Origin of the sequence: Rhizobium freirei PRF 81 (assembly GCF_000359745.1) — a bacterium.
GTDB lineage: Bacteria > Pseudomonadota > Alphaproteobacteria > Rhizobiales > Rhizobiaceae > Rhizobium > Rhizobium freirei.
Map to the genome: position 1 here is coordinate 98,710 of NZ_AQHN01000010.1, position 25,766 is coordinate 124,475.

Sequence of the window (25,766 nt, forward strand, 5' to 3'; positions counted from 1 at the left end):
GCGGAATTACCGGAAACGACACGGCAAGCCCGAGTGAGTTGTAACGAGGCGTAACCGCATGGCGAACAAAAAGTACATCGAGTCGGTCGAGGACAAGGCCTTTCAGGCATTGGACGAAGCTTTGCAGATCGATTTCAGTGACGAGAACTTGGAGTCTCGCAGCGGTCCTACGCCTGATGTCCCGGAGCGAAAAGTGTCTGAACCGCCGAAACAGCCAATTAGGCAGACCAAGGACGATGAAGCCCGCAATGCCGGCACCGCGCGCAACGCAGCCTCTGCTGCTGCCGCGTCCCGCGCCGCCGAGGCTCCGAGAAGTGCGAACCTTGCCGCCGCCAACGACGGTAACCGGGCGAGCCCTGCCAGCATCCTGAAAGCGCTGGATGGCGGCTCCCAGAGCCATGCGGTTCGCAACGCGACGATCTTCTCGCTGTTCTGGATCATCGGCGGCGTCGGCCTCGCCTTCCTTCTTTATGGCGAGCAGATCCGCGGCATCCGTTCGGTCGCCGATCTGGCCGCCCTTCCCGGCGTCATTGCCTGCATCGTCGGCATCGTCGTTCCGGTACTCCTGTTTTATGCCTTCGGCATGATGATTTCGCGTGCGCACGACATGCGCAACGCCGCCCGCTCGATGGCAGAGGTGGCCCTGCGCCTCGTCGAGCCCGAAACCGTCGCGTCGGAACGTATCATGACGGTCGGCCAGGCCGTGCGTCGCGAAGTGTCCGCGATGAACGAGGGCATCGAGCGCACCATCGCGCGCGCTACCGAGCTGGAAACCCTCGTCCATACCGAGGTCAACGCACTCGAGCGCAGCTATGCCGACAACGAACTGCGCGTCCGTGGCCTCGTGCACGAACTCGGCGCCGAGCGCGATGCGATCGTCAATCACGCCGAACGTATCCGTTCCTCGATCTCGGGCGTGCATGACCAGATCAAGGAAGACCTGTCGCTTGCGACCGAAGAGATCGCCGTGCGTCTGTCCACCTCGGGCGAAGCCTTCGCCTCGATGATCGACACGCGCGCCGCAGCGCTGATGGAGAAATCGGATTCCGCCGTCCAGGCGCTTGGAACCCTGCTCTCCGCCAAGACCGACAGCCTCCTGCAGAACCTGAATGCTTCGGGCCTTGCCCTCGGCCATGAATTCGACTCCCGCATGGATGCCCTCTCCTCGGCGCTGAGCCAGCGCGGTAAGGAACTCCTCGGCCAGTTCGAAACCCGCGCTTCGACGCTCGATGCGAACACCGAAAAGCTGAACAACGCGCTCAACGACCGCGCCCGCCAGCTCAACGAAACGCTGGTCGCCCGCACCAGGGAAATCAGCGAGAGCCTCTCCGGCGGCGAGCGGTCCATCACCGGTACGCTGGATAATGTGCTTGCAAAGCTCAATTCGTCGCTTGACGAAAAGGGCGCGAGCTTCCGCCAGAGCCTGCAATCGACGGCCGATGACGCCATCATGGACATCGATCTTCGTTCCGGCTTCTTCGAGGAGCGCTTCCAGTCGACGATTGCGCAGCTTTCGACCACCTTCGACGAGCGTGTCTCGGACTTCACCTCCGCCTTCGACAAGCGCGCCGGCACACTCGACAGCAAGCTTTCGGAAAGCCTCGCCCGGATCAATCAATCCCTGGGTAGCAACTCGGATGCACTCGAAGGCATTCTGACCTCCAGCATCGAACGCCTCGGGTCCTCTCTCACGGACCAGTCCTTCGCGCTCGCAACCGCTCTGGCAACCGGCCAGGAAGTGCTGGAAAGTGCCATCGGCTCCAAGGCCGATGAGATCACCTCCGCGCTTCACAATGCGACCAGCGGAATTTCGTCTGCCCTCACCTCGGGTACGGGCGAATTGCATTCCGCGCTGTCGACCCATGCGAGCACCTTCACCAATGCCGTGCAGGGCGTGACACGGGATGTTACAGCTGCCCTGCAGAGCGGCACGGAAGAGCTCACCACGGCCTTCACCGGCCGCGCCACGGAGATCAACAACACGCTCTCGTCGCGCACCAGCGAGATCACGCAGGCGCTGGGCTCTGCCCATGAGCGCATCGACGCCGTCATGGCCTCGCGCAGCAGCGCCCTGTTCGGCGCATTGGCCGACAATCAGTCGCGTTTCGAACAGACGCTGGCCGAGCGTTCCGAAGGCATCGTCAGCGCCGTCAGCAGCTCTCGCGAACATCTGACCGCCGCCCTGGACGAGCGCACCTCGATGCTGGCGATCTCGCTTGCCGAAAACCAGCTTCGCCTTGAAAACACGCTGGCAAGCCGCGCCGACGCCATCACCGGCGCCCTTGCCGATACGCACGGCAAGCTCGCCGACACGCTCGACGACAAGACGATGGCGCTTGCCATCGCCCTCTCGGAAAGCCAGTCGCGCCTCGAAGATACCGTCTCCGGTCATGCCGAGCAGGTTGCAGGCACCATGGATGAAAAGACCAGGGCCATCGCTCGCGCTTTTGCCGAGGGGCAGTCCCGTCTCGAAAGCACTGTCTCCGGCCACGCCGAAAGCGTCAGCAACGCGCTCGACGACAGGACGATGGCGCTTGCCATTGCCCTTTCCGAAAGCCAGGCTCGTCTGGAAGAGACCGTCGCCGGCCATGCCGAGCGCGTCGCCGACACGTTCGACAGCAAAACCGGCACACTGGCCGCAGCGCTGACCAGCGGACAAAGCCGCCTGGAGGAAACGCTCTCCACCCGCGCCGAAGAGATCATCAAGGCATTTGCCGGCAATCACGCCGCCCTGGCGAATGCACTGGACGACCGAACCATGGCGCTGGCCGTCGCTCTTTCCGAGAGCCAGGCGCGTCTGGAAAGCACTGTCTCCGGTCATGCCGACAGCGTTGCCAATACGCTTGATGACAAGACGATGGCGCTTGCCATCGCCCTCTCCGAAAGCCAGGCCCGCCTGGAAAGTGCCGTTTCCGGTCATGCGGAAGGCATTGCCAATACGTTGGACGACAAGACGCGGGCACTTGCCTTTGCCCTTTCCGAAAGCCAGGCTCGCCTGGAGAACGCCGTTTCCGGTCATGCCGAAAGCGTAGCCAACACGCTGGATGACAGGACGATGGCGCTCGCCATCGCTCTTTCCGAAAGCCAGGCACGCCTCGAAGACACCGTTTCCGGCCACGCGGATCGTGTCGCCGAAACGCTCGATGGCAAGACCAGGGCACTTTCCGACGTTCTGACGGGTGGCCAATCGCGTCTCGAAGCAACGCTTGCCAATCGTGCAGAAGCCATCGCCAACGCATTTACCGACAATCATTCTGCGCTTGCCGATGCCCTGGACGACAAGGCGATGGCGCTGGCCATTTCATTGTCGAGCACGCAGTCGCGTCTCGAAGACACTCTTTCCAGCCGCCTGGATGCGCTTTCCAACACGGTGGCCGGCACCCACGACAAGATCGTCAACAGCCTTGACGATCGAACGATGGCGCTGGCAATTGCGCTCTCGGAAAACCAGGCAAAGCTCGAGGAAACCCTCGCGTCCGGTGCCCAGGCCATCGCTCACACCGTAACGCACGGCCATGAGGCGCTGAGCAATACGCTCGACGACAAGAGCATGGCTTTTGCGATCTCTCTCGCCGAGAACCAGAACCGCTTCGAAAGCGCCCTGGAATCGCGCGCCAATGCCCTGCTCGACAGCGTCTCCGGCGCAGAGTCCCGTGTGGCAGGTGCCTTCGGCGACAAGGCGGATGCCATTCGCGCCGCCTATACCGAAAATCAGAACCGCCTCGACCGGTCGCTTGCCGCCCATACCGAATCCCTGTCGGGCTTGCTCAACAGCAGCGCCGACCGCGTGGAGAACGTCCTCGGCAGCACGACGCGGCAGCTCGAAAATGCGCTTGGCACCGGCCTGTCCGAAATGGACCAGAACCTCGCCTCGGCCTATGAGCGTATGCGTTCAACGCTGGAGGATCGCAGCAACGCCATCAGCCTGACGCTTCGCGATGCACATGCCCAGATCGACAACACGCTGCTCGAGCAGACGACCGCCATCGGCACGTCCATCGCGACCAGCGCCAGCATGCTGGAAATGTCGCTCGAAGACCGCGAGGCCTCGCTCCGCAAGACCATCGACGCCAGCGCACGGACGTTGGAAGATCGTCTGACCAGCGGAGCCGGCGACATTGCCGGCCGCATTCAGCAGGCCGCCGGCGACATCGCCCACTCCGCCGAGAACTTCTCTTCCAACCTCAATCAATCGATCGACGGCATGCACAGCCGCTTTGCCGAAACCGGTTCTCGCGTCGAGGCTAGCCTGGCGGCTCTCGAAAACCGTATCCATGAGGGTGTTGCCGGTGTCGCCGCTCAGGTCGATGCGGCAGGAAATCGTCTGTCCGATACCCTGGCAACCGGCTCCGCCAAGATCGACGTCAGCGGCAATGAAGCTGCCGCTCGCATCGATGAACGTCTATCGACCATGGATCGCGCCCTCAACCTCGGTCTCGATGCCGTCAACCGCACCATCGAAGGCAAGGCCGCCAATCTCGCCACCACGCTGCGCACCGCAGTCGCCGATGCCGCCCAGGGCATGGACAGCGAGGCGACCCGCACGGCCGACCTTCTGGCTCGCACCGGTCAGCAGTTTGCCGACAACCTCGGCGGCCACAGCGATGCCTTCACACGCGCCATGACCGAACGCTCCGACGATCTGGTCAACCGTGTCTCTGAAACGCAGAACCGTCTGGCGAGCCAGGCTGCCGCCGTTGCGCAGACCTTCTCGGAGGCCGGCAACGCGATCGTCAACAAGGTCGCCGAGGCGGAAGGCCTTGTCAGCAACCAGATCAATACGATCTCTCAGACCCTCTCCTCAGCCGAGCAGTCTCTGGAAGCCCGTGGTGCGGCCATCCGCAACACGCTCGCCGGCGGCAGCGAGCAGATCGCTTCCACCATGTCACAGGTCGAGCGTGCCCTTGACGAGCGCAGCACGGCCATCCGCACGTCGCTGGAAGACCGCGCCCGCGAAATCGACGCCACGCTGACCGATGTCGACAAGGCGCTGGAAGCGCGCGGCGCGTCCATCCGCTCCTCGCTGGACGAGCGGACCCGCGAGCTGAACTCCATGTTGGCCGGCCGCTCGACCGAATTGTCGCGCCTGATCGACGAAAAGGCCCGCCCGATCGTCGACCGCTATGCGGCAACCGGTCAGGAAGCCGCCGCCCTCATCTCGGCGGCAGCCCAGGAAAGCACCGAGCGCCTGCGCGCAGAGAACGCTGCCCTGATCAACGCCATAGCATCGCGCACCGAACATGCTGTCAGCACCGTCAGCGCGCTCGAAAACAACCTGCTGGCAAGCGTCAACGGTATCATCGCTCGGCTGGCGGAAAACAACTCCGCGATCGCGGGCCTGCTGAACAATGCCGCTACCGAATTCGCAAGCGTCGACGATCGCCTCAGCGCCACCTCTGCACGCTTCGCCGACTCGGCCACAAAGGCCGGGGAGATGGTTTCGGCCTCCAGCCGTCTTCTCGAAGGCAAGGTCGACAAGCTTTCGGAAATCACCGGCCAGACCCTGTCGCAGGTCGGAAGCATCGTCGGTCGTTTCGACGATCACTCCAAGGTGCTGTCGCAGGCCTCCCAGCTTCTGGGCGCTGCCCAGTCGAACCTCGTGTCGACGCTGGAAGAACGCGAGACGGCGTTGCAGAACCTGGCCGTCGGCCTCGTTCAGCGCTCGGAAGAGATCGAGAACACCATGCGTGCCCTCGGCTCGATGGTAGAAACCGCTTTCGATCGCGCCGAACAGCGTTCCAATCAGGTCACCGGCAATCTGCGCCAGAGCGTTCAGTCCTCCTTCGCAGATATCGGTCGTGTCCTCTCCGACGCCGAAAAGCGCGCCGAGGATGCTGCCGAAAGCATGCGTGGCTCGCTCCAGAAGGCGGGCGAGGAGGCAAGCCAGGCGATGGAAAACACCTTCGCCAATGCCGAGCGCCGCTCGACCGATCTCACCAACCGCCTGCGCGGCGGCCTGACGGCTTCGCTGTCGGACGTCGAGCGGATGTTTGCTGAAGCCGGCAAGACCTCTGACGGTGCCGCCGAACAACTGCGCGAAACTCTGCGCGTCGCCGTCGATGAAGCCATCGGCCGCTTCGCCGGTGCTACCGACGAGATCCGTCGCTCGGCCGGCGATATCCGCAAGGAACTCGATATGACCCGCAGCGAGCTGAAGCGCGGCGCGTTCGACCTTCCGGAAGAAGCCAAGGAAAGTGCGGCCGCCATGCGTCGCGCAGTGGCCGAGCAGATCAAGGCCTTGCAGGACATCTCGCAGATCGTCGGCCGCTCGACCCAGCAGCTGGAGATTTCCGAGCCGGCAGCTCGCGCTCTTGCCGACACACAGCCCGCCCCGCGTCCGCAGCCGGCGGCACCTGCCCCGACTGCAGCGGCTCCCGCTCCGAGGCCGCAGCAACCGGCTCCGCAGCCGCAGCCGGCCCCCCAGCAGATCGTCCGGCAACCGGCACCACAACCACAACAGCCTTCGATCGAATCCCTCGGCCTGCGCGGCTCCATCTCCGCCGAACGTTCCGTGGCTCAGCCGCCGCGCCCGGCCGAAACGCCCTCTCCGGCCCGCCAGGAAACGGTGGCCGGCGGTGGCTGGATCAGCGACCTGCTGCGCGGCGCCTCACGGGATGAGAGTGCCGACCTGCCGCCTGCTCGTCAGACAGCACCGCGTGCTCAGCCAGAACCGGCATCCGCCCCCGTGGCGCGCAACCCGCGTCACGTCGTCGAGTCGCTGAATTCGCTGTCGGTCGATATCGCCCGCGCGATCGATCACGACGCTTCGGTGGATCTGTGGCGCCGTTACCAGCGCGGCGAGCGCGATGTCTTTACCCGCCGGCTTTACACGCTGAAGGGTCAGCAGACCTTCGACGAGATCAAGCGCAAGTATGATCGCGAACCGGAATTCCGCACTGCGGTCGATCGCTACATCGCCGATTTCGAAAAGCTGCTTGCCGACGTTGCCCGCACCGATCGCGACCGCACCGTCACGCAATCCTATCTCACCTCGGACACCGGCAAGGTCTATACCATGCTGGCGCATGCGGCAGGCCGCCTGAACTGAGATTGAGAAAAGACGAAATGCTGAAATCCCCGGCCGAATGCCGGGGATTTTGATTCAGGGCGTTCTCCATATCTGACAGCATGGAAAAGGGCGGTCCCGAGGGCCGCCCTTGCTTGCGAGCAAGATAAACCTCCACCTACGGTGGAGGACTGGACGAGTTCTACACGGTAGTTGAGAGACCTCCTGCTTGAACTGCTGGCGTGGCCCAGACTTCGAACAAGGAGGTTCTATGGATGAGCAAACGCTCTCGCATGCGACGTGGGACTGCAAGTATCACGTTGTTTTTGGCAGCAAATACCGCACGAAAAGACTCTACGGGGACGTACGGCGTGAGTTGGGAGAACTCTTACGTCGGCTGGCACAGCAAAAAGGCTGCCAGATCGAAGAGGGTCATTTGATGCCCGACCATGTGCATATGTTGATCTCGATCCCGCCGAAATACTCGGTTGCGCATATTGTCGGCTTTTTGAAGGGGAAGACGGCGCTTTACGTCGCCAACAAATATGCCCGCAAGCGGCGCTACAAGGGCTATCACTTTTGGGCGCGTGGATACTTCGTGTCGACGACTGGCTACGATGAGCAGGTCGTCAGACGTTATATCCGTAATCAAGAAAAGGCCGACAAAGCTTCCGACTTTGCCGACCTCTTTAATCCTAGCTACTAACTTATAGCAAAACCGCTTCTAGCGGTTCAAGCGCAGCGTTTCAAACCTCCACCTCTGGTGGAGGTCATGACTTTATCTGACGATGATTGCGCCCGAACTACCGGGCTTCATGCACCTTCGAGATCAGACCGCTGGTAATGCCGACGAGCAGGAAGTTGTTTTTGATGCGAACCCAATGATAGCCGCGCGGAGGCGCGGACAGCTGGAAAGCGCGATAGTCGATCTCCGCCGCGCGATGCCGGTCGGAAGGCGACAGACGGCGCCCCTTCACCCAGCCGCCCTTGCGGATAACGACCTTCTTCTTCACCACGTCTTTCTGGACGACGACCTGCCTGCCGGCCGGCGCGGGCTTGACCTGCGCTGCCGCAGCAAGCGGCGGCGCCAGGATGGAGGCCGCAAGAAGGACGGTGAAGATTTTTCTCATTGGTTGTTTCCTCATTTCAGAATCTGCACACGTTCTTATCGTCACAGGCCTGAAACGAATCTCACAGTTGAATTACAATTCCGTAATGAACACGATCCGATGGTTCGGCCTTGTGCCTGCATCGCCGCAAGCCATTGGCAGCCTTACAATTCATCGTAATTGAACCAGTCGAAATCCGCCATTTTTGCCTGGCCCGACGTATCGAAGGCAAACATGCCCGTGAAAGCGCCGGTGAAGGATCCATGCTCGCCACGGCCGCCTTCGTCCGAGATGACGCCGGCATCGAGCATAGGTCCGATGGCTTGCCACGCGCCCATCCCTTCCGCCTGCCAGAAGAACTGCAGATCGTTGTCGCGCACTTCCATGGCGAGCTGGATCCGCCCCTCCGGCACTGCGACGCCGCCCCCGACCGGAAAGCTCAGGCGGCCATTCGGATAATCTCCGGCACATGTCATGATCGTGACGCAGCGGCCGAGCTTCTCATGCAATGTCACCGCGATGGCATGCAGCTTGAAGCGATTGTAGTAATGCGTCAGGCCGGCAACCTGGTGATAGGTATCGGGCGCGAATTCGACGACGGTTTCGGCGCGGAAACTGTGATGTTCCTGCCGGCGGGCGACAAGCGCTTGCTCAAACCAGGAGCCGATGCTTTCGCGGGCGAAAAGCCGCAAATGACCGGGACGCGCCGTCAGGCTGAAGATGCATTCCGGCTGCGGCGTGCGCGGCCACTGGAAATCCAACGGCAGTTCGCGCTCATCGAAATTGTAGCCACTGCGGCGCGGTTTCTCGATGCGCTGGGCACCGTTCAGACCGGGGACATGCACATCTGGGACGCTGGTGCCGTCTTCCAAATAGAGCCAGCCATCCTCCTTCCAGACGCATTTCTGCAGAGCCGTCTCCCGGCCAAGCGTGCAGCGGCGGTGTGGTGGCAGCGGCCGCCCGCACAGATGCGTATGATAGAACTGGCCGTCATGCGTCTCGACATACTGGCCATGACCGGCACGCTGCAACGCCGCTTCCGGATGATCCTTCGACGTGATCAGATATTTGTTTGGGTGTAATTCGTAAGGACCGGCGATGTCGCGGGAGCGGGCCATGGTCACGGCATGGTCATAGCCGGTGCCGCCTTCGGCCGTCGTCAGATAGTACCAGCCGTTACGCTTGAAGAGATGCGGCCCCTCGACCAGCCCCAGATCGGTGCCGGCGAAAATGTTTCTGATCGATCCCTTCAAGGATTTCGTCGCCGGATCCCATTCCTGCAGCAGGATACCATCGAAAGCCGGCGTCTTCGGCGAGCCGCCGTAGCTCTCCGTGCGGTGGTTCCATTGCATGTTGACGAACCATTTGCGTCCGTCATCGTCATGGAAGAGCGAGGGATCGAAACCCGAGGAATTCACGTAAATCCGCTCGGACCATTCGCCCTCCATGGTCGGCGATGTCACGATGTAATTATGCGCATCCTTGAAGTTGCCGTCATAACGCTTGACGTCGGTGTAGACGAGCCAAAACAGTCCCTCGGCATAGGAGAGGCAAGGCGCCCAGATGCCGCAGCTGTCCGGCTCGCCGCGCAGGTCGAGCTGAGACGCTCGCTCCAGCGGTCGCCTGACCAAAGTCCAGTTCACCAGATCGCGGGAATGATGGATCTGCACGCCCGGATACCATTCGAATGTCGAGGTGGCGATATAGTAGTCCTCGCCGACACGGCAGATGGACGGATCGGGATTGAACCCCGGCAAGATTGGATTGCGGATCATGAAGCTCCCTCCTCCAGAGACCACGATGAGCGCCAGCATGAGCAAAAACGCCCGGAAACTGGTTCCGGGCGCTTCAGATAATCAGTCCCGCTCGGCCGACTTGGCCCAGAGATTGACGTCAGCCTCCTTGGCGTAGACGTCGATCTGCTTCAGCTCTTCAGCCGTGAAGTCGAGATTATCGAGCGCCTTGACGCAGTCTACGATCTGCGACGAGCGGCTGGCGCCGATCAGGGCCGAGGTGATGCGGCCACCGCGCAGAACCCAGGCAATCGCCATCTGTGCCAGCGTCTGGCCGCGCTTCTCGGCAATCTCGTTGAGCTTGCGGATATTGTCGATGATCGACGGGCGGATAAAATCGCGCTTCAGGAAGTGGTTCTGGGCTGCACGACTATCCTCCGGAATACCGCCCAGATACTTCGTCGTCAGCATGCCCTGCGCCAGCGGCGAGAAGACGATGGAGCCGATGCCGAGATCTTCGAGCGTATCCACCAGACCGTCATCCTCGACCCAGCGATTGAGCATGGAATAGCTCGGCTGATGGATCAGGCAGGGCGTGCCGAGATCCTTGAGGATGGCGGCCGCCTCGCGCGTACGCTGCGAGTTGTAGGAGGAAATGCCGACATAAAGCGCCCTGCCCGAACGGACGATATGATCGAGCGCGCCGCAGGTTTCCTCAAGCGGGGTGTCGGGATCGAAGCGGTGCGAATAGAAGATATCGACATAGTCGAGGCCCATGCGCTTCAGGCTCTGGTCGCACGACGCGATCAGATACTTGCGGCTGCCCCATTCGCCATAAGGACCCGGCCACATGTCGTAGCCTGCCTTGGAAGAGATGATGAGCTCATCGCGCAGACCGGCGAATTCGGTGCGCAGGATCTCGCCGAACGCGGTCTCGGCGCTGCCGGGAGGCGGGCCGTAATTGTTGGCGAGATCGAAATGAGTGATACCGAGATCGAAGGCCGTGCGGCACATGTCGATCTTGCGGTCATGCGGCGTGTCGCCGCCGAAATTGTGCCAAAGCCCAAGCGAGACGGCCGGCAGCTTCAGACCGGAACGGCCGGTCCTGTTGTACTTCATTTTCGAATAGCGATCGGATGCCGGTTGCCAGGCCATGATGAAATTCCTTCGAGATAAAAACGCGCGGGTCGTTTACCCGCGCGCAAACTAGAGCAATTCCAGGAAAAGTGTATAGCGGTTTTCCGCCCGGAACTGCGTAAGAACAAGAAGATGTTGCGTTTTCGCAATTCGAAGAAAAGCGGAAATGCTCCAGTTTTTCCTGCGCTTACTTCAAGAGCGCCTGCGCCTCTTCGATGCCGAGTGCTGCCGGCTGCGTGCAGGTCGTCGCCAGGTCGATGAAGCGGCCTTCCTCGCCGGACTTCAGGATCGAGGTCATGACGTCGACGCCGTGCAGGGTACGGTCGAGCGAGCAACGCGCATCGCGCCCGTCGATCAGCGACGCCGCCATGTCGGCAAGGCCAGCCGTGCGATAGTTGGCGCGCGAGCCGTTCGGGCTTTCCTGATTGACGATGCCGAAAGGATGCGCCCAGTTTTCCAGCGGCTTGATGTCCTTGTCGCGGCCGCTTGCCTCGACGGTGCCGCCGAAGAAGTTCGGGTCGGGCACGTAAAGCGAGCCCTCGGTGCCGTAAAGCTCCATATTGGCATGGCGGTGCGACCAGACATCCCAGCTCGCCGTCAGCGTGATCCGAGCGCCGCTGACGAATTCCAACAGTGCCTGGATCGTCGTCGGCGTCTTCACCGGGATAATCTCGCCGTTGCGCGGCTGGCTGGTGATGGTGCGGGTCGGCGATGCCATGGAGGTCATTGAACCCACGCGCTTCACCGGACCGATCAGGTTGATCAGGTTGGCCACGTAATAGGGGCCGAGATCGAGGATCGGGCCGCCGCCGGGCAGGAAGAAGAAGTCCGGGTTCGGATGCCACATTTCCATGCCCGGGCTCATCACGTGGCAAGAACCCGAGGTGACGCGGCCGATGCCGCCGTCATCGATGAATTTACGGGCGAGCTGGTGGGCGCCGCCGAGGAAGGTGTCCGGAGCGCAGCCGACGGCCAGCCCCTTTTCCTTGGCGATGCGGCGCAGTTCTTCGCCCTGCTCCAGCGTCAGCACGAGCGGCTTTTCGGAGTAGACGTGCTTGCCGGCTTCGAGGATGCGCTTGGAGACCGGGAAATGCGCATCCGGGATCGTCAGATTGACGATGACGTCAAGCTCGTCATTGGCGAGCAGTTCGTCGATGGTCTGGGCCTTGACCTTGTATTCCTCGGCGCGCGCACGCGCCGCATCCATGTTGATATCTGCGCAGGCCAGCACCTTCAGGCCCTTAAAGAGCGGTGCGAGCGAGAAATAGGTTGTTGAGATGTTGCCGCATCCGATGATGCCGACGCCAAGTTCCTTAGCCATGTAGAAATGCCTCAAAAGCTCTTGAAGGATGCGATGGAGCGCGCGATCAGGCGATCGACGTCGCTCGGATTGTCATGTTCGACCACGAAGTGCTTGGCCTTGGTGCCGGCGAGCGCCTTGAGCAGCTTTGCCCACGGAACCGTGCCGTGACCGACATCGGCCCAGCCATCTTCGTTCTTGTTCTCGCCAGCTGGCGCGATGTCCTTGACGTGAACGGCGGTGATGCGCGGACCGAGTGCTTCGATCACGCCAAAGGGGTCGCCGCCGCCGCGGATGACCCAGGCGATATCGGCTTCCCAGGAAATATCCGGAGCGGCTTCGAAGATCTGCTCGATCGGCAGCGAACCGTCGGCCTGCTTGACGAATTCGAAGTCGTGGTTGTGCCAGCCGAACTCGAAGCCCGCATCCTTGTAGGGCTTGCTCATTTCATGCAGGCGCTTGCCGAAAGCGCGCCAGCCGGCGGCGTCGGTCGGACGCTGATCGGCAGCGATATGCGGCGCATAGATCGAATCCATGCCGAGTGTCTTGGCAATGGTCAGCGACTTCTGCACTTCGCCGTCGAGGAAATCCGGGCTGAAATGGCCGCTTGCCATCCGCAGGCCGTTCTTGTCGAGTTCGGCGCGCAGGGTCTTGAGGCCCGTCTCGTCGAGATCGGCATAGATGCCGCCAAAGCCTTCCACTTCGGCATAGCCGGCCTTGCCGAGCTTGACGAAGATCTCCGAATAGGGCTGGAAATTGCGGGCGCTATAAAGCTGAAATCCAAGTTTCGTCATCGATAGTCCTCCAATGGCCTTCCGGCCGTCTGTCTTGGGCTTGTGGCCCCGAAAGCGCCGCCACTGCGGCGCGATAGTTCAATCCACCGATTGGCTGGATTGCAGATCGTAGATACGGAATTCAGGCACACCGCCTGCCAGCGGTTTGGCCGGTGTAAAGACGATGCGGCGGCTCTCGCCGGCCGCAAGATCGAAGGCGTTGTCGGAATAACGCCCTTCCACCTCGGTCTCGATCATCACGAACAGCGCAAGTCCCTTTGCGGTGACAGTGAGTTCCACCGTCCCGTTCTCTTCCTTCTCCTCGTTCAGCACCGTCAGGCCGGCGGGTTGAAGCTCGAGGGCCTTGTAGGTGCCGTGGACGTAATGCCCATCGCCGCCCATTCCATTCGATGCGGTGAAACGCCACGCCAGCAGGCAACCGGCCGGAACCTGATCCGCATCGATCGACAATGCAGTGACAGCTGCGTCCGGCGTGCAGACGGTGTGGGCCGTGCTGAGCGGCACCCGCTCGCCGTTGAGCTTCAGCAGCGAGACGGAAATATCGGCTGTGACATCGGCATTGGTGTCGTTGACCAGAGAGAAGCGGATCGTCTTGCTGTCTTCCGAGGGAATTGCCGCGACCGAAACCGGCTGGAAGAAGCGCCGCACCAGATAATGCATCACCTTCCACCGGCCGCCGTAATCGAGGCTCGACCACGAGGCCACCGGCCAGGTGTCATTGAGCTGCCAGTAGATGGTGCCCATGCAATGCGGCTTCAGCGAGCGCCAATATTCCACCGCCGTCTTGATCGCGAGGCCCTGCTGGACCTGGCTCAAATAGACGAAGTTCGGGAAATCCTTCGGGAAGCGGAAATAACGGAACATCGTGCCGGCGATGCGCTCGTTGCCGCCGGCATTCTTCTGATGCAGCTCCATCACCGGAGAGGCGATGTTCATATCCTTCGCCTCGGCATAGGTCTTGATGACCGGCAGCGACGTATAGGACTGAAAGCCGAATTCCGAGCAGAAGCGCGGACGCACGGAACGATAATTGTCGAAGGACTTGTTCTCGTGCCAGACCGACCAGTAATGCATGTCGCCGGAGCCGTCGGCATGCCAGGCGTCACCGAAGTTGAGATAGCCCGAAGCCGGGCTCGACGGCCACCAGATCGCATCCGGCAGCGCCTTCTTCATCGCCGTCTCGATCGTCCTGTTCAAACGATCATAGGAGACAAGATAGCGATCCCGATCTTTGCGGGACTCCTCGAACCAGGTAAGCGCGCCCACAAGCTCATTGTCACCGCACCAGAGAACGATGGAGGGATGCGTCGCCAGCCTGCGAACCTGATAATCCACCTCCTCCTCGACATTCTCAAGGAAATCGCCCGTCGAGGGATAGAGATTGCAGGCGAACATGAAGTCCTGCCACACCATGAGGCCTAGGCGGTCGCAGGTATCATAGAACCAGTCATGCTCGTAGAAGCCGCCGCCCCAGACGCGGATCGCATTCATATTGGCGTCGACGGCCGATTGCAGCAGATCCTCGGTCGCGGCCGGGTTTGAGCGGGAAAACAGCGCATCGGCCGGAATCCAGTTCGCCCCGCGGGCAAAGATCTCGCGGCCGTTGACCTTCAAAGCAAAACGGCTACCCGCCTCATCCTCGGCGGTGATCAGCTCGACCGTGCGCAGACCGATGTGCCGGGTGACGGTTTCGAAATTGGTCTCCACGGACAAAGCATAAAGCACCTGCTCGCCATTGCCGGCTGGCCACCAAAGCCTGGGCTTGTCGATATGGAAGAAGTGGGTGATCGACGTTTCGCCGGCATTGACGCCGACATCGAGGCGCACCTGCTCGTCGTCGAGCGAGAAATAGAGCTGCGCGATCCCCGTTCCCTTGGCGAACAGTTCCACCGTTACCTTGAGGTCAACCGAACCATCATCGTTGTGAATCTGTTGTGTGACGACATTTTCAATGCGGGCGATCTCGAGCTTCTTCAGCGCAATGGTGCCGTAAAGGCCGAGCGGCGCGATCGCAATGTTCCAGTCCCAGCCGAAATGGCATTGCGGCTTGCGCAGCATGTTGCCGTTCGGGATCGGTGAGTTGCCGGTGCTGTAGGGAATATAGAAAGGCTGCTTCGCCTGCAGCGCCGCCCCGGCGGCGATGCTCGAATGCAGGACGATGCGAATGCTATTCTCGCCTGTCTTCAGCGCCTTCGAGACATCGGGGCGATAGCGCTGGAAGCAGTTGTTGGCCTCCAGCACGAGCGCATCGTTGACATAGACGCTGGCAACCGTGTCGAGATAGTCTATATCGAGATACCAGTCGCCGCCGACGTCATCGAGCACAAAGCTGCGCGTCAGCTCCCAATCCTGTTTGGCGACCCACTGCACAACCTCTTCGTTGCGCGCAAAATAGGGATCGGGAATAAGCCCATCCGCATGCAGTGCGGAATGGACATCACCGGGCAGAGACATGGATAGCGAATGATTGCTGTCGGGAGAGGTCAGCCTCCACGACCCGGCCAGATCGACGGTGAAGTTATCATTGAGCGAAGATGACATCGGACCTCCCGGGGCCGCTGTAAGATGGAGGCGGCAGAACCGCCTCCGTGCATGGGATCATATTCTGAGTTCTGTCTGCGCATCAAAGAGCGATGCGAGAGACATGTCGAAGCCGAGCTTCACAGCCGAACCGGGGCCAAACCTCCGGGCACCGTTGACGCGCACCGACATGGTATGGCCGGCATGCTTCAGCCACAGCAGATTATCGGCGCCCATCGGCTCCTCGATATCGACGGTGGCATTGTGGATTTCGGCGCCGGAGGCCGCCTCTTCATTGACCTTGATATGCTCGGGCCGGACGCCGAGTACCGCCTTGCGGCCGGCCTGCAGGGGCTCGCCTGCCTTGTAGCCATCGAGCGAGAACAGCACGTCGTTGGTGGCAAATACGACCTTGCCTTCGCGATTGACCAACTCACCGCGCAGGAAGTTCATCGAAGGCGATCCGATGAAGCCAGCGACGAAGAGATTGCGCGGCGCGTTGTAGATCGTCGTCGGATCGTCAAGCTGCATGATGACGCCGTTCTTCATGATGGCGATGCGGTCGGCGAGCGTCAGCGCCTCGATCTGGTCGTGAGTGACGTAGATCATCGTGTTCTGCAGCGACTGATGCAGCCGCTTGATTTCCACGCGCAGCTCCGAACGCAGCTTGGCATCGAGGTTCGACAGTGGCTCGTCGAAGAGGAAGACATCGACATCGCGCACCAGGGCCCGGCCGATCGCGACGCGCTGGCGCTGGCCGCCCGAAAGTTCCGCCGGCTTGCGTTTCAAGAGCGGCTCGATCTGCAGGATTTCGGCGGCCCGCGCGATGCGCTTGTTGATCTCGTCCTGCGGCACCTTGGCGACGCGCAGGCCGAAGGAGAGGTTCTTCTCCACCGACATCTGCGGATAGAGTGCGTAGGACTGAAACACCATGCCGATGCCGCGATCCTTGGGCTCTTCCCAGGTGACATTCTTGCCCTTGATGAAGATCTGTCCTTCGCTGATGTCGAGCAGACCGGCAATGCAGTTGAGCAAGGTCGACTTGCCGCAACCCGACGATCCCAGGAGCACCAGGAACTCGCCGTCATCGATCTCGAGATTGAGGTTTTTCAGAACATTGACTGCACCGAAATTCAGCGAAAGGTCTTTGATGGAAACGCTGCTGTTCATGGATCACCCCTTCACTGCGCCGGCTGCGATGCCCCGGACGAAAAGCCGTCCGGACACGAAATAGACGACCAGCGGAACAAGACCCGTAAGGATCGTTGCCGCCATGTTGACGTTGTATTCCTTCACACCCTGGACAGAATTGACGATGTTATTGAGCTGGACGGTCATCGGATAATATTCCGGCCTGGTGAAGACGACGCCGAACAGGAAGTCGTTCCAGATGCCCGTGATCTGCAGGATCATGGCGACGACGAAGATCGGCAGCGACATGGGCAGCATGATGCGCAGGAAAATCTGCCAGAAACCCGCACCGTCGATGCGCGCAGCCTTGAAAAGCTCCACAGGCAGCGACGCGAAATAATTGCGGAACAGCAAGGTCAGGATCGGCATACCGAAGATGCTGTGCACCAGGATAAGTCCGCTGAGCGTGCCGTAGATACCGATTTCGCGCAGTACGATGACGATCGGATAGATCATCACCTGATAGGGGATGAACGCGCCGACGATCAGGATCGAGAAGAAGAAATCCGCGCCCTTGAACCGCCAGTTGGCGAGCGCGTAACCATTGACCGAAGCAATCGCGATCGAGAAGATCGTGGACGGCACGGTGATGCGTACGGAATTCCAGAAACCGCGGGATAGACCGTCGCAATTGAGACCGGTGCAAGCCGTTGCCCAGGCTTTCACCCATGGTTCGAATGTGATCTCGAGCGGCGGCGAGAAGATGTTGCCGAGCCGGATTTCCGGCATTCCTTTCAGCGAGGTGACGATCATCACATACAGCGGCAACAGATAGTAGATGGCCGCAACGAAGAGTGTGCCGTAGAGCATGATGTTGCGGCCGGAAACCACCGGACGCGGCTTGCGACCACGCGGTCCCGAGAGCGTCTTGTCAGTCAAGGCCGCACCGCCGTTCGCATTCTTGAGAGTGACAGTATCAGACACGTTTGCGCCCTCCGCCGAATTCCAGATACGCCCAGGGGATGATGACGATGGCGACGGTCAACAGCATCATGGTGGAGGCTGCAAATCCCTGACCGAGGTTCTGCGCCTGGAACATGTAGTCGTAGACGTATTTCGCCGGGACTTCCGAAGCGATGCCAGGTCCGCCGCTCGTTTGTGCGACTACGAGATCGTAGACCTTGACGATACCGCTGGCGATGATGACCAGAGTTGTGATGAAAACCGGGCGCATCATCGGAATGACAACGAACAAATAGGTCTTCCACATGGGTATGCCGTCCACGCGCGCCGCTTTCCAGATATCTTCATCGATGCCGCGCAGGCCGGCGAGCATCAGGCACATCACGAGGCCTGTTCCCTGCCAGAGTGCGGCGATCAGCACGCCATAAATGACGATGCTCGGCGTATAGAGCGGATCGAAAGTGAAGGTCGTCCAACCAAGTGAACGCACCACCGACTGGATACCGAATTCGGGATTGAGCAGCCACTGCCAGACGAGGCCGGTGACGATGAAAGAGAGAGCGAAAGGATAGAGGAAAATCGTGCGGAACGTATTTTCGAACCGGATCTTCTGATCCATCAACGCAGCGAGCACGAAGCCGATGACAAGACTGAAGATCATGGAAAGGATGCCATAAACGGCAAGATTTTCGATGGACACGGTCCACCGCGGCGCTGCCCATAAACGGTAGTACTGGTCCAGTCCGACGAAGCTGAGACGTGGCAGCAGCTTTGAATTGGTGAAGGAATAAACCACCGTCCAGATTGTGCCGCCGAGGAAGATGACGACGGCCGTCAGGATCATTGGAATGGATGCAATCTTAGAGTTCAGATTGCGCAGAAATTGATTTGGCCGGTCGGCTTTCGCGTGACCCGTCATTGTAGCTCCTTCTGAAGCGCGACTGCTTCGATAACTAGGAACTGGGCTATGACCCGCGGTTCCTGTCGCTCCCTCCCCACCCAAGCCCGAACGTCACATCCCTGCGAGTTCGCCGCCCAAGCGCGCTGTAGCCCGCCGGTCACAGGATGTGTTCCGACCGTGATACCGACCCGCAACGCGGGGCCGGTATCACTACAGCGAGAAGATAGAGATCAATCAGCAGCAGCGATGATCTCGACAAAGCGCTTCTGAGCCGCTTCCGGTGTCATCGAAGGATTGGCGAAGAACTCGGAGAACAGGTCTTCTTTCTGCTTCTGCGTGTCGGCAGAGAGAAGCTGATCCGTGCCCTGGATCACGTTACCCTTCTTCAGGATCTCCAGGCCCTTCTTCATGCAGTCGTTAGCCGACGCGAGGTCCACGTCGCCACGCACGGGCAGCGAGCCCTTCTTCAGATTGAAGGCAACCTGCGTCTTTGGATCGAGAAGCGTCTTGGCGAGAGCTTCCTGAGCCTTAGACTTGGCCTCATCCTTCAGCAGCGGGAAGTAGAATGCATCACCGCCCGTCGAGATGACTTCGTTGACACCCAGACCCGGAAGGCAGGTATAGTCCGTGCCGGCCTTTTGACCTGCGAGAGCAAATTCGCCCTGCGCCCAATCGCCCATGATCTGGCCACCGGCCTTGCCGGTAATGACCATGTTCGTGGCCTGGTTCCAATCCTGAACGTTAGAGCCCTTGGACATCTTGCGGGCATCGTCGGCCGCCTTGAAGACTTTGGCGATTTCCGGCCCTGCCGCTGCTTTCGCGTCCTTATCGCCGAATACTTTTTGGAAGGTGTCCTTGCCGGCGATGGCAACCATCAGCACGTCGAAGGCGCCGGTTGCCTGCCAGGGCTGACCGCCTACGGCGAGCGGAACGATCCCCGCCTTTTCCAGCGCGGGAGCAGCCGCGACGAACTCATCCCAGTTCTTTGGAACCTCGACGCCGGCCTTCTTGAAGGCTGCGTTCGAGAGCCAGAGCCACTGCCAGGAATGGATATTGACCGGCGCGCAATAGATCTTGCCTTTGATCGTGCAGGAATCGAGCAGGCTGGATGGGCGAATAATGTCCTTCCAGTGCTCCTGCGTAGCGACATCGGTCAGGTCGCGCATGAGGCCCGACTGCACCAGTTCCTCGGCCTGGCGGCCGTGGTTGAATTGGGTGGCGCCCATCGGATCGCCACCGGTAATGCGGCTGATCATAATTGGACGCGCAGTACCGCCCGAGCCGGCGATCGCACCATCGACCCAATGATTGCCGGTCGCGTTGAACGCCTTTGCCAACTCGGCCACGGCGGCGGCTTCACCGCCCGATGTCCACCAATGCGTCACCTCGAGATCGGTCGCATTTGCTGAAAAAGCCGGAATCGCCACAGATGCGAGCAAAGCGACAGCCGTCAAACGAATATTCATGAGTTCTCCTCCCCACTGAAACGTTGCCGGAAAAACCTAGTCGAATCACTTTCGGCACGCAACAGCCTGTCCGCGATTTTTTTGAAGATGCGCAATTATACAATCAAAAGAAGAATTTGCATCCGTGAAAAGACCGCCATGAACGTTGTTCACTCCAACAAAACCCGCCAAAAGAATCCACCTTCTATTTGATTTATATAGCAAAAAAGAATACTTCTCGCCACTTCGCTATCCATTTCCGGCGAGCATGAAATTCCTCAGCGATGGTCGGCGATACAATCAATAAGCACGCAGACAAAGCATGCCTCGCAAAATAGGGCTCGACATTCGAACTGTATCGTTACAGTTTTTATCACTGACGGCGTGGCGATCGCATGGCGTCTGTGCTTGCAGCGCGGGCATGAGCAATATAAGCGGATTGGCTGCGGGAGGCGGCCGGGAGGCGAGCTGGAACAATATGGACAACAACAAAACTTCAGGAAACAGCCCGCAGACGGCACCGGAGCGACCGACGCTGAAGACGATCGCCTTCATGACCGGGCTTGGCATTACCACCGTGTCGCGCGCATTGAAGGATGCCCCCGATATCGGCGCGGAGACCAAGGAGCGCGTGCGCATGGTCGCCCGGCAATTGGGCTACCAGCCGAACCGCGCCGGCGTGCGCCTGAGAACCGGCAAGACCAATGTCATCGCCTTGGTGCTGAGCATCGACGAGGAAATCATGGGCTTCACCAGCCACATTGTTTTCGGCATCTCCGAGGTCCTTGCCGGCACGCAATATCACCTTGTCATTACGCCGCATTCGCACAGCAAAGACCCGCTGGTGCCAGTGCGCTATATTCTTGACACCGGCTCGGCCGACGGCGTCATTATTTCACGGACAGAGCCGGATGATCCGCGCGTCGAGCTCATGCATGATCGGGGTATGCCCTTCTCCACGCATGGGCGGACCGATATGGGCATTGTCCATCCGTTCCATGATTTCGACAATGAGGCTTTTGCCCATGAGGCCGTCCGCGCGCTGGTTGCCAAAGGTCGACGGCGGCTAGCTCTGCTGCAACCCTCCAGCAAGCTCACCTATTATTCGCATACGCGCATCGGCTTCCAGACGGGCTTGCATCAATATGGCGCCGAAGAGGTCCCCCTGAGGATAACGACAGACAATGCGCTCGCCGATATCAAGGACACGGTCGAAGCGTTGATGCGTTCTCCGCATGCGCCCGACGGTATCGTCTGCTCCAGCAGCGGCGCCGCCATCGCCGTCAATGCCGGCATCGAGGCGGCTGGCTTCCGCCTCGGCCGCGATATCGACATGGTCGCCAAGCAATCGACCGACGTTTTGAGCTGGATCAGGCCCGAGATCATCACGGTTTCGGAAGATTTCCGCCACGCCGGCCGGGAACTCGCCAAGGCGGTCATCGCCCGTATCGACGGCGTGGAGCCGGAACTGCTGCAAAGCATCAGCCCACCCGTCTGGCCAAAAAGCTGATAACAAAAACCCGCCGAATTTCTCCGGCGGGCCATTCTCACTATCGCATTTGACTGTTTTCTCAGCCCTGAGCGCCGCTGCCCCATGGACCGTGGTGGATATCCTTGCCGTCGACGCGGTCGAAGCCGTGCGCGCCGAAGAAGTCGCGCTGGGCCTGGATCAGGTTGGCGGTGCCGCGCGCCTGACGATAGGCATCGAAATAGGTGAGCGCCGAAGCAAGTGCGGGAACCGGCAGACCGGCAGCGGTGGCAGCCGAAACGATGCGGCGCAGCGACGGGATCGATTCCTTGACCATCTCGGCGAAGGCCGGCGTGACGATAAGGTTCGCCGCATCCGGGGCCTTGGTGAAGGCGCTGGTGATCTCATCGAGGAACTGCGAGCGGATGATGCAGCCGGCACGCCAGATCTTGGCGATGACGGGCATCGGCAGCGACCAGTTGAACTCCTTCGAAGCCTCCGCCATCACGGCAAAGCCCTGCGCATAGGCGCCGATCTTGGCGGCAAACAGCGCAAGCTCGAGATCCTTCAGCAGGTCGGGGCCGAAAGCGATGGGAAATTTGTAGTCCGGCGTACCGAAGATCTTCTCGGCTGCCTCGCGCTGGCTCTTGAGAGCCGACAGGCTACGCGCTGCAACGGCCGCCTCGATCGCGGTTGCCGGAATGCCCATGTTCTGGGCTTCGATCGCAGACCACTTGCCAGTGCCCTTTTGGCCGGCCTTGTCGAGGATGACGTCCGGCACGGCATTGCCGGTTGCCGGGTCCTTGGCTGCGAGAACTTTTTCCGTGATTTCGATTAGGTAGGAGTTGAGACGGCCCTTGTTCCAGTTGCCGAAGATCGAGCTGATATCGGCAGCGCTCTTGCCGAGGCCGTCGCGCAGGATGCCGTAGATTTCGGCAATCATCTGCATGTCGGCATATTCGATGCCGTTATGGATGGTCTTGACGAAATGACCTGCCCCGTCATTGCCGAGCCAGGCGCAGCAGGCTTCGTTGTTGTACTTGGCCGCGATCGAGGTCAGGACCTTTTCGACGCGCTTGTAGGACTCTTCCGTGCCGCCGACCATGATCGACGGTCCATGGCGGGCACCTTCCTCGCCGCCTGACACGCCCATGCCGATGAAGGTCAGGCCAGTGTCCTTCAAGCGGTCGAAGCGGGCGATCGTGTCGCGGAAATTGGCGTTGCCGGCGTCGATCATGATGTCGCCCTTGTCCAGATACGGCTGCAGCGCCGCCATCTGCTGGTCGACCGGCTCGCCGGCCTTGATCATGATAATGATGGGCCGCGGCGGACGGATCGCCTCGACGAACTCCTCGATCGTCTTGCAAGGAATGATCTTGTCCTTGAGAGCGCCCGCATTGGCGTAGAATTCATCCGTCACCTGCGGCGTACGGTTGAACACTGCGATCTTGTTGCCTTTTTCTGCGATGTTGAGCGCCAGATTCGATCCCATCACCGCGAGACCGATCAGCCCGATTTCTGCCTTTTCCACGACAATCCTCCAGTGAGTCGTTGCCTGCATCCGGCCCTACCCCGAGGACCCGAAGGACGCAGCAACATCCGATGTGACGCAATGCCACCAGCGCTCGGCGAGACCGGCGACAATCCTGCGTTCGGGGTTGTTGTTGCACTCCGGACGAAAAACGGCAAGCCTTCGCGAGCCGTGAAACGTTCGCTTTGCAGGACTGTGCAAGAATGTTGCGAGATTCGTAAATCATCCTTTTCCGAACTCGCGTCTGCCTAGCCGATCGCAGCCCCATCCGGAACGATATAGAGGAGCAGGCCACCATGTCGACCATGAGCGCGAAGATCGTCCATATCTCAATCGATCGCGACTGGAGGGAGGTTTACGATTACGCCAGCCGCCCGGAAAACATGCCCTCTTGGGCCTCCGGCCTGGCGTCGGGGTTGACGCAAGACGGAGAAGACTGGATCGCGGAAGGAACGCTTGGCAGCGCCCGCGTGCGCTTTGCGCCACACAACGATTTCGGCGTCATCGACCATTGGGTAACGCTGGAATCCGGCCTGCGGGTCTACAATGCCTTGCGTGTTGTAGCGAACGGAAGCGGATGCGAGATCATGTTCACCGTACTCCGGCTTCCGGGCATGACCGAAGAGCAATTCGCGGCCGATGCCGCGCATGTCCTGCGGGATCTGAGGACGCTGAAAGAACTTATGGAGCGGTAGGCGCTCTTAAAGCGAGCGCAGCGTCCAGTCGACAAGCTCGCCAGTTACGCCGGCAAACGCCGCATCGAGCGCCCGGACGAAATCTGGATTGCTGCCGCCGCTGACCGGCACGACCTTACGGAAGACGTTCTGCGCCTTCACCGTGCCAGAGCGGTCGTTCAGGATCTTTTCCGAGATTTCGACGATTGCCGTCTTCTGGCCGCGGGAGGCATTGATCTCGAAGGCGCGAATATCGGTGACGATCTGATAGTCGATCGCCAGTCCCTGCCCCGGCACGCCGACGCCGCCGAGCCTGCCGGTATTCTCGAAAGCTTCCGCCAGCTTGGACTGCACCATCTTGCTCAGTTTGTCGCTCCATTGCGACTTGCCGAGATACTGGATTTCCGAAGGCGAAACGCGGATGACAATCTGGTTGCTGTCGAGCGCCTGCAGCGCAGTCGGTGGCGGAATCAGGATCTGCTTGCTCTTGGCGGAAGGTCCGTTCGCCTTCGCCGAAGCGGAAAGATCGTAAGTGTCGCTGTTACTGGAAGTGCCACAGCCTCCGAGCAAGGCTGCAAGCAACGGCAACGCGATCACAGTTTTCCACACCTGATGACGCCCACTCGACACGCAACCGATCATATTTCGCTTATCCCCTCGAGACCAGATCTCGCTATTCATCAATGCCGCGCACGGCCGTCATATGTCTTCACCGTATCGCCACCGAAGATCAATCGCTGCGGGTTACGGTCGAAATTAGTGATAGTCGTATTCAAATTGTCAACCGTGCCGCGCATATCGTTGATAAGCGTCTGGGCATCGCGCAGGCCACCGCTCGAAAACTTCTGCAGATTGTCGGCGATCGGTCCGATGCGGGAATTGAGGTTGTCGGCCATCTTCTTGAAGGATTCGAGCGTATCCTTGGCCTCGGCGAACAGCGACTGTGTGCTGTCGCTGCCGAGCAGGGAATCGACCTTGGTGAGAATGCCGTCGACCTTGCCGGATGCCGCATTGAGCTTGGTGGAAATGTCACGCGCATTGGCGATCGTCTGGTCGATGTCCTGCTGATGCGCGGCAACCGAATTGGCAACGTCCCGTATCGATGCGACCGCCGTGCGAGCCTGCTTCGTCAGGTCGGCGATGTCATCGACCGATCCCTTGATCTTCGCGGGATCGATCTGCGCAACGATCTCATCGACGCGGTCCAGGGTCTTTTGCGCCTTCTGGCCGAAGGTCGTGTAAGTGTCGGCCGTCTGCTTGAAGCTGGTAATGGTCGCCTTCAGGTCAGTCGTAGCATCGGCGACATTGGCCGTGATCCTGTCGGCATTGGCGACGACATCGTTGATCTTCTGGGCATCAACGGCGCGCACCAGCTTCTCGATCGCATCCAATGTCGAGTCGACGCGGGTCGAGACCGTCTTGAAAGTATCGGACAGCTGACCGACGCTCGCCAGGAACCTGTCGATATTGTCGGAATTGTCGGCGAGCGCCTTGGAGAACTTCTGCGCATTGCGCACCGTATCGGTTAATGGTCCTCGCGAATCCGAGATGAATCCTTGAATGTCGCCGATCGTATCATTGGCACGATTGAGGATCTTGTCCGCCGTCGCCAAAAGGTTCGTCACGCTCGATTGATCTGCAAGCAGCACTGCGCGCTTTCCGGTATCGACCGAGCGTTTCAGAATGTTCTCGTCACCGTTGCGTCCGCCGGAAAGTTCGATATAGGCGGCACCCGTCAAACCCTGGATCTCGAGGATAGCCTTGGTCGAGGTATAAACTGGCGCATCGACACGCACCTGCGTGAAAGCCAGCGAATAGTTCGGATCGTCCGCGTCGATCGACAGGCTCTGCACCGAGCCGACCTGAATGCCGTTGAAGCGGACCGGCGAGCCGACGCTCAAACCGTTTGCCGAACCGGGGATGCGCACGACCAGTTCGACCATCGGTCCGCCGCGGCCATATTCGGCCATCCAGTAGACGAAGCCGAAGGCGGCTGCGATGACAAGCAGCGTGAAGAACCCGACGATCGTATAATTGGCTTTGGTTTCCATAAT

General features: G+C 60.3%; 17 protein-coding genes. 4 read left to right on the top strand and 13 right to left on the bottom strand.

Annotation, left to right across the window (positions count from 1 at the left end):
* Nucleotides 1-58: 58 nt before the first annotated feature.
* Both RHSP_RS03420 and tnpA read left to right on the top strand, forming a co-directional pair.
* On the top strand, nt 59-7,048 hold the full coding sequence (locus tag RHSP_RS03420; RefSeq protein ID WP_037149392.1) for an apolipoprotein A-IV repeat region-like domain-containing protein: 6,990 nt from the start codon (nt 59-61) through the stop codon (nt 7,046-7,048).
* A 229-nt stretch (nt 7,049-7,277) separates the two neighbouring features.
* Nucleotides 7,278-7,712 carry an IS200/IS605 family transposase gene (tnpA, locus tag RHSP_RS03425; RefSeq protein ID WP_004109033.1) on the top strand — a complete coding sequence of 145 codons (435 nt, stop codon included), beginning with the start codon at nt 7,278-7,280 and terminating at the stop codon, nt 7,710-7,712.
* Between the two features lie 97 nt (nt 7,713-7,809).
* Here the strand turns inward: tnpA and RHSP_RS03430 are convergent, their stop codons facing one another.
* The 10 genes from RHSP_RS03430 to RHSP_RS03475 all read right to left on the bottom strand — a co-directional run bounded on the left by RHSP_RS03430 (nt 7,810) and on the right by RHSP_RS03475 (nt 20,060).
* Nucleotides 7,810-8,136 (bottom strand): RcnB family protein, encoded by a 327-nt coding sequence (locus RHSP_RS03430; protein WP_004109034.1) that lies wholly within the window; start codon nt 8,134-8,136, stop codon nt 7,810-7,812.
* A 143-nt stretch (nt 8,137-8,279) separates the two neighbouring features.
* Nucleotides 8,280-9,890, bottom strand: a complete 1,611-nt coding sequence (locus RHSP_RS03435) for a glycoside hydrolase family 43 protein (RefSeq protein ID WP_037149396.1) — start codon at nt 9,888-9,890, stop codon at nt 8,280-8,282.
* Nucleotides 9,891-9,971: 81 nt separating this feature from the next.
* The gene (gene mgrA, locus RHSP_RS03440) at nt 9,972-11,003 is read right to left on the bottom strand and encodes an L-glyceraldehyde 3-phosphate reductase (protein ID WP_004109038.1); all 1,032 of its coding nucleotides are present in this window, start codon (nt 11,001-11,003) and stop codon (nt 9,972-9,974) included.
* Nucleotides 11,004-11,172: 169 nt separating this feature from the next.
* On the bottom strand, nt 11,173-12,306 hold the full coding sequence (locus RHSP_RS03445) for a Gfo/Idh/MocA family protein (protein ID WP_004109040.1): 1,134 nt from the start codon (nt 12,304-12,306) through the stop codon (nt 11,173-11,175).
* A gap of 11 nt (nt 12,307-12,317) precedes the next feature.
* Complete coding sequence (locus RHSP_RS03450; RefSeq protein WP_004109042.1) at nt 12,318-13,079, bottom strand: sugar phosphate isomerase/epimerase family protein; 762 nt, start codon at nt 13,077-13,079, stop codon at nt 12,318-12,320.
* A 78-nt stretch (nt 13,080-13,157) separates the two neighbouring features.
* A complete protein-coding gene (locus RHSP_RS03455; protein WP_004109046.1) occupies nt 13,158-15,620 on the bottom strand; it encodes a beta-mannosidase in 2,463 nt (820 codons plus the stop codon).
* Nucleotides 15,621-15,677: 57 nt separating this feature from the next.
* Nucleotides 15,678-16,769: an ABC transporter ATP-binding protein gene (locus RHSP_RS03460; protein ID WP_037149400.1), complete on the bottom strand. Its 1,092-nt coding sequence runs from the start codon at nt 16,767-16,769 to the stop codon at nt 15,678-15,680.
* Between the two features lie 3 nt (nt 16,770-16,772).
* Nucleotides 16,773-17,714 (bottom strand): carbohydrate ABC transporter permease, encoded by a 942-nt coding sequence (locus tag RHSP_RS03465; RefSeq protein WP_037149402.1) that lies wholly within the window; start codon nt 17,712-17,714, stop codon nt 16,773-16,775.
* Complete coding sequence (locus RHSP_RS03470) at nt 17,707-18,612, bottom strand: carbohydrate ABC transporter permease (protein WP_004109052.1); 906 nt, start codon at nt 18,610-18,612, stop codon at nt 17,707-17,709. Before RHSP_RS03470 ends, RHSP_RS03465 begins: the two co-directional genes overlap by 8 nt.
* Nucleotides 18,613-18,824: 212 nt before the next feature.
* Nucleotides 18,825-20,060: an ABC transporter substrate-binding protein gene (locus RHSP_RS03475; protein ID WP_037149404.1), complete on the bottom strand. Its 1,236-nt coding sequence runs from the start codon at nt 20,058-20,060 to the stop codon at nt 18,825-18,827.
* Nucleotides 20,061-20,517: 457 nt separating this feature from the next.
* Between RHSP_RS03475 and RHSP_RS03480 the strand changes: the two genes are divergently transcribed.
* Nucleotides 20,518-21,549: a LacI family transcriptional regulator gene (locus RHSP_RS03480; protein WP_037149407.1), complete on the top strand. Its 1,032-nt coding sequence runs from the start codon at nt 20,518-20,520 to the stop codon at nt 21,547-21,549.
* A 61-nt stretch (nt 21,550-21,610) separates the two neighbouring features.
* On the opposite strand, the gene gndA is transcribed toward RHSP_RS03480, so the two are convergent.
* Entirely contained in the window at nt 21,611-23,038 is a 1,428-nt protein-coding gene (gene gndA, locus RHSP_RS03485; protein ID WP_037149410.1) for an NADP-dependent phosphogluconate dehydrogenase, read from the bottom strand.
* A gap of 296 nt (nt 23,039-23,334) precedes the next feature.
* Here gndA and RHSP_RS03490 point away from each other — a divergent pair, with 296 nt between their 5' ends.
* Nucleotides 23,335-23,733, top strand: a complete 399-nt coding sequence (locus tag RHSP_RS03490; RefSeq protein ID WP_004109071.1) for an SRPBCC family protein — start codon at nt 23,335-23,337, stop codon at nt 23,731-23,733.
* A gap of 6 nt (nt 23,734-23,739) precedes the next feature.
* Here the strand turns inward: RHSP_RS03490 and RHSP_RS03495 are convergent, their stop codons facing one another.
* A complete protein-coding gene (locus tag RHSP_RS03495) occupies nt 23,740-24,354 on the bottom strand; it encodes an ABC-type transport auxiliary lipoprotein family protein (protein WP_004109073.1) in 615 nt (204 codons plus the stop codon).
* 38 nt (nt 24,355-24,392) lie between these two features.
* Nucleotides 24,393-25,763, bottom strand: a complete 1,371-nt coding sequence (locus RHSP_RS03500; protein ID WP_037149413.1) for an MlaD family protein — start codon at nt 25,761-25,763, stop codon at nt 24,393-24,395.
* Between the last annotated feature and the right edge of the window lie 3 nt (nt 25,764-25,766).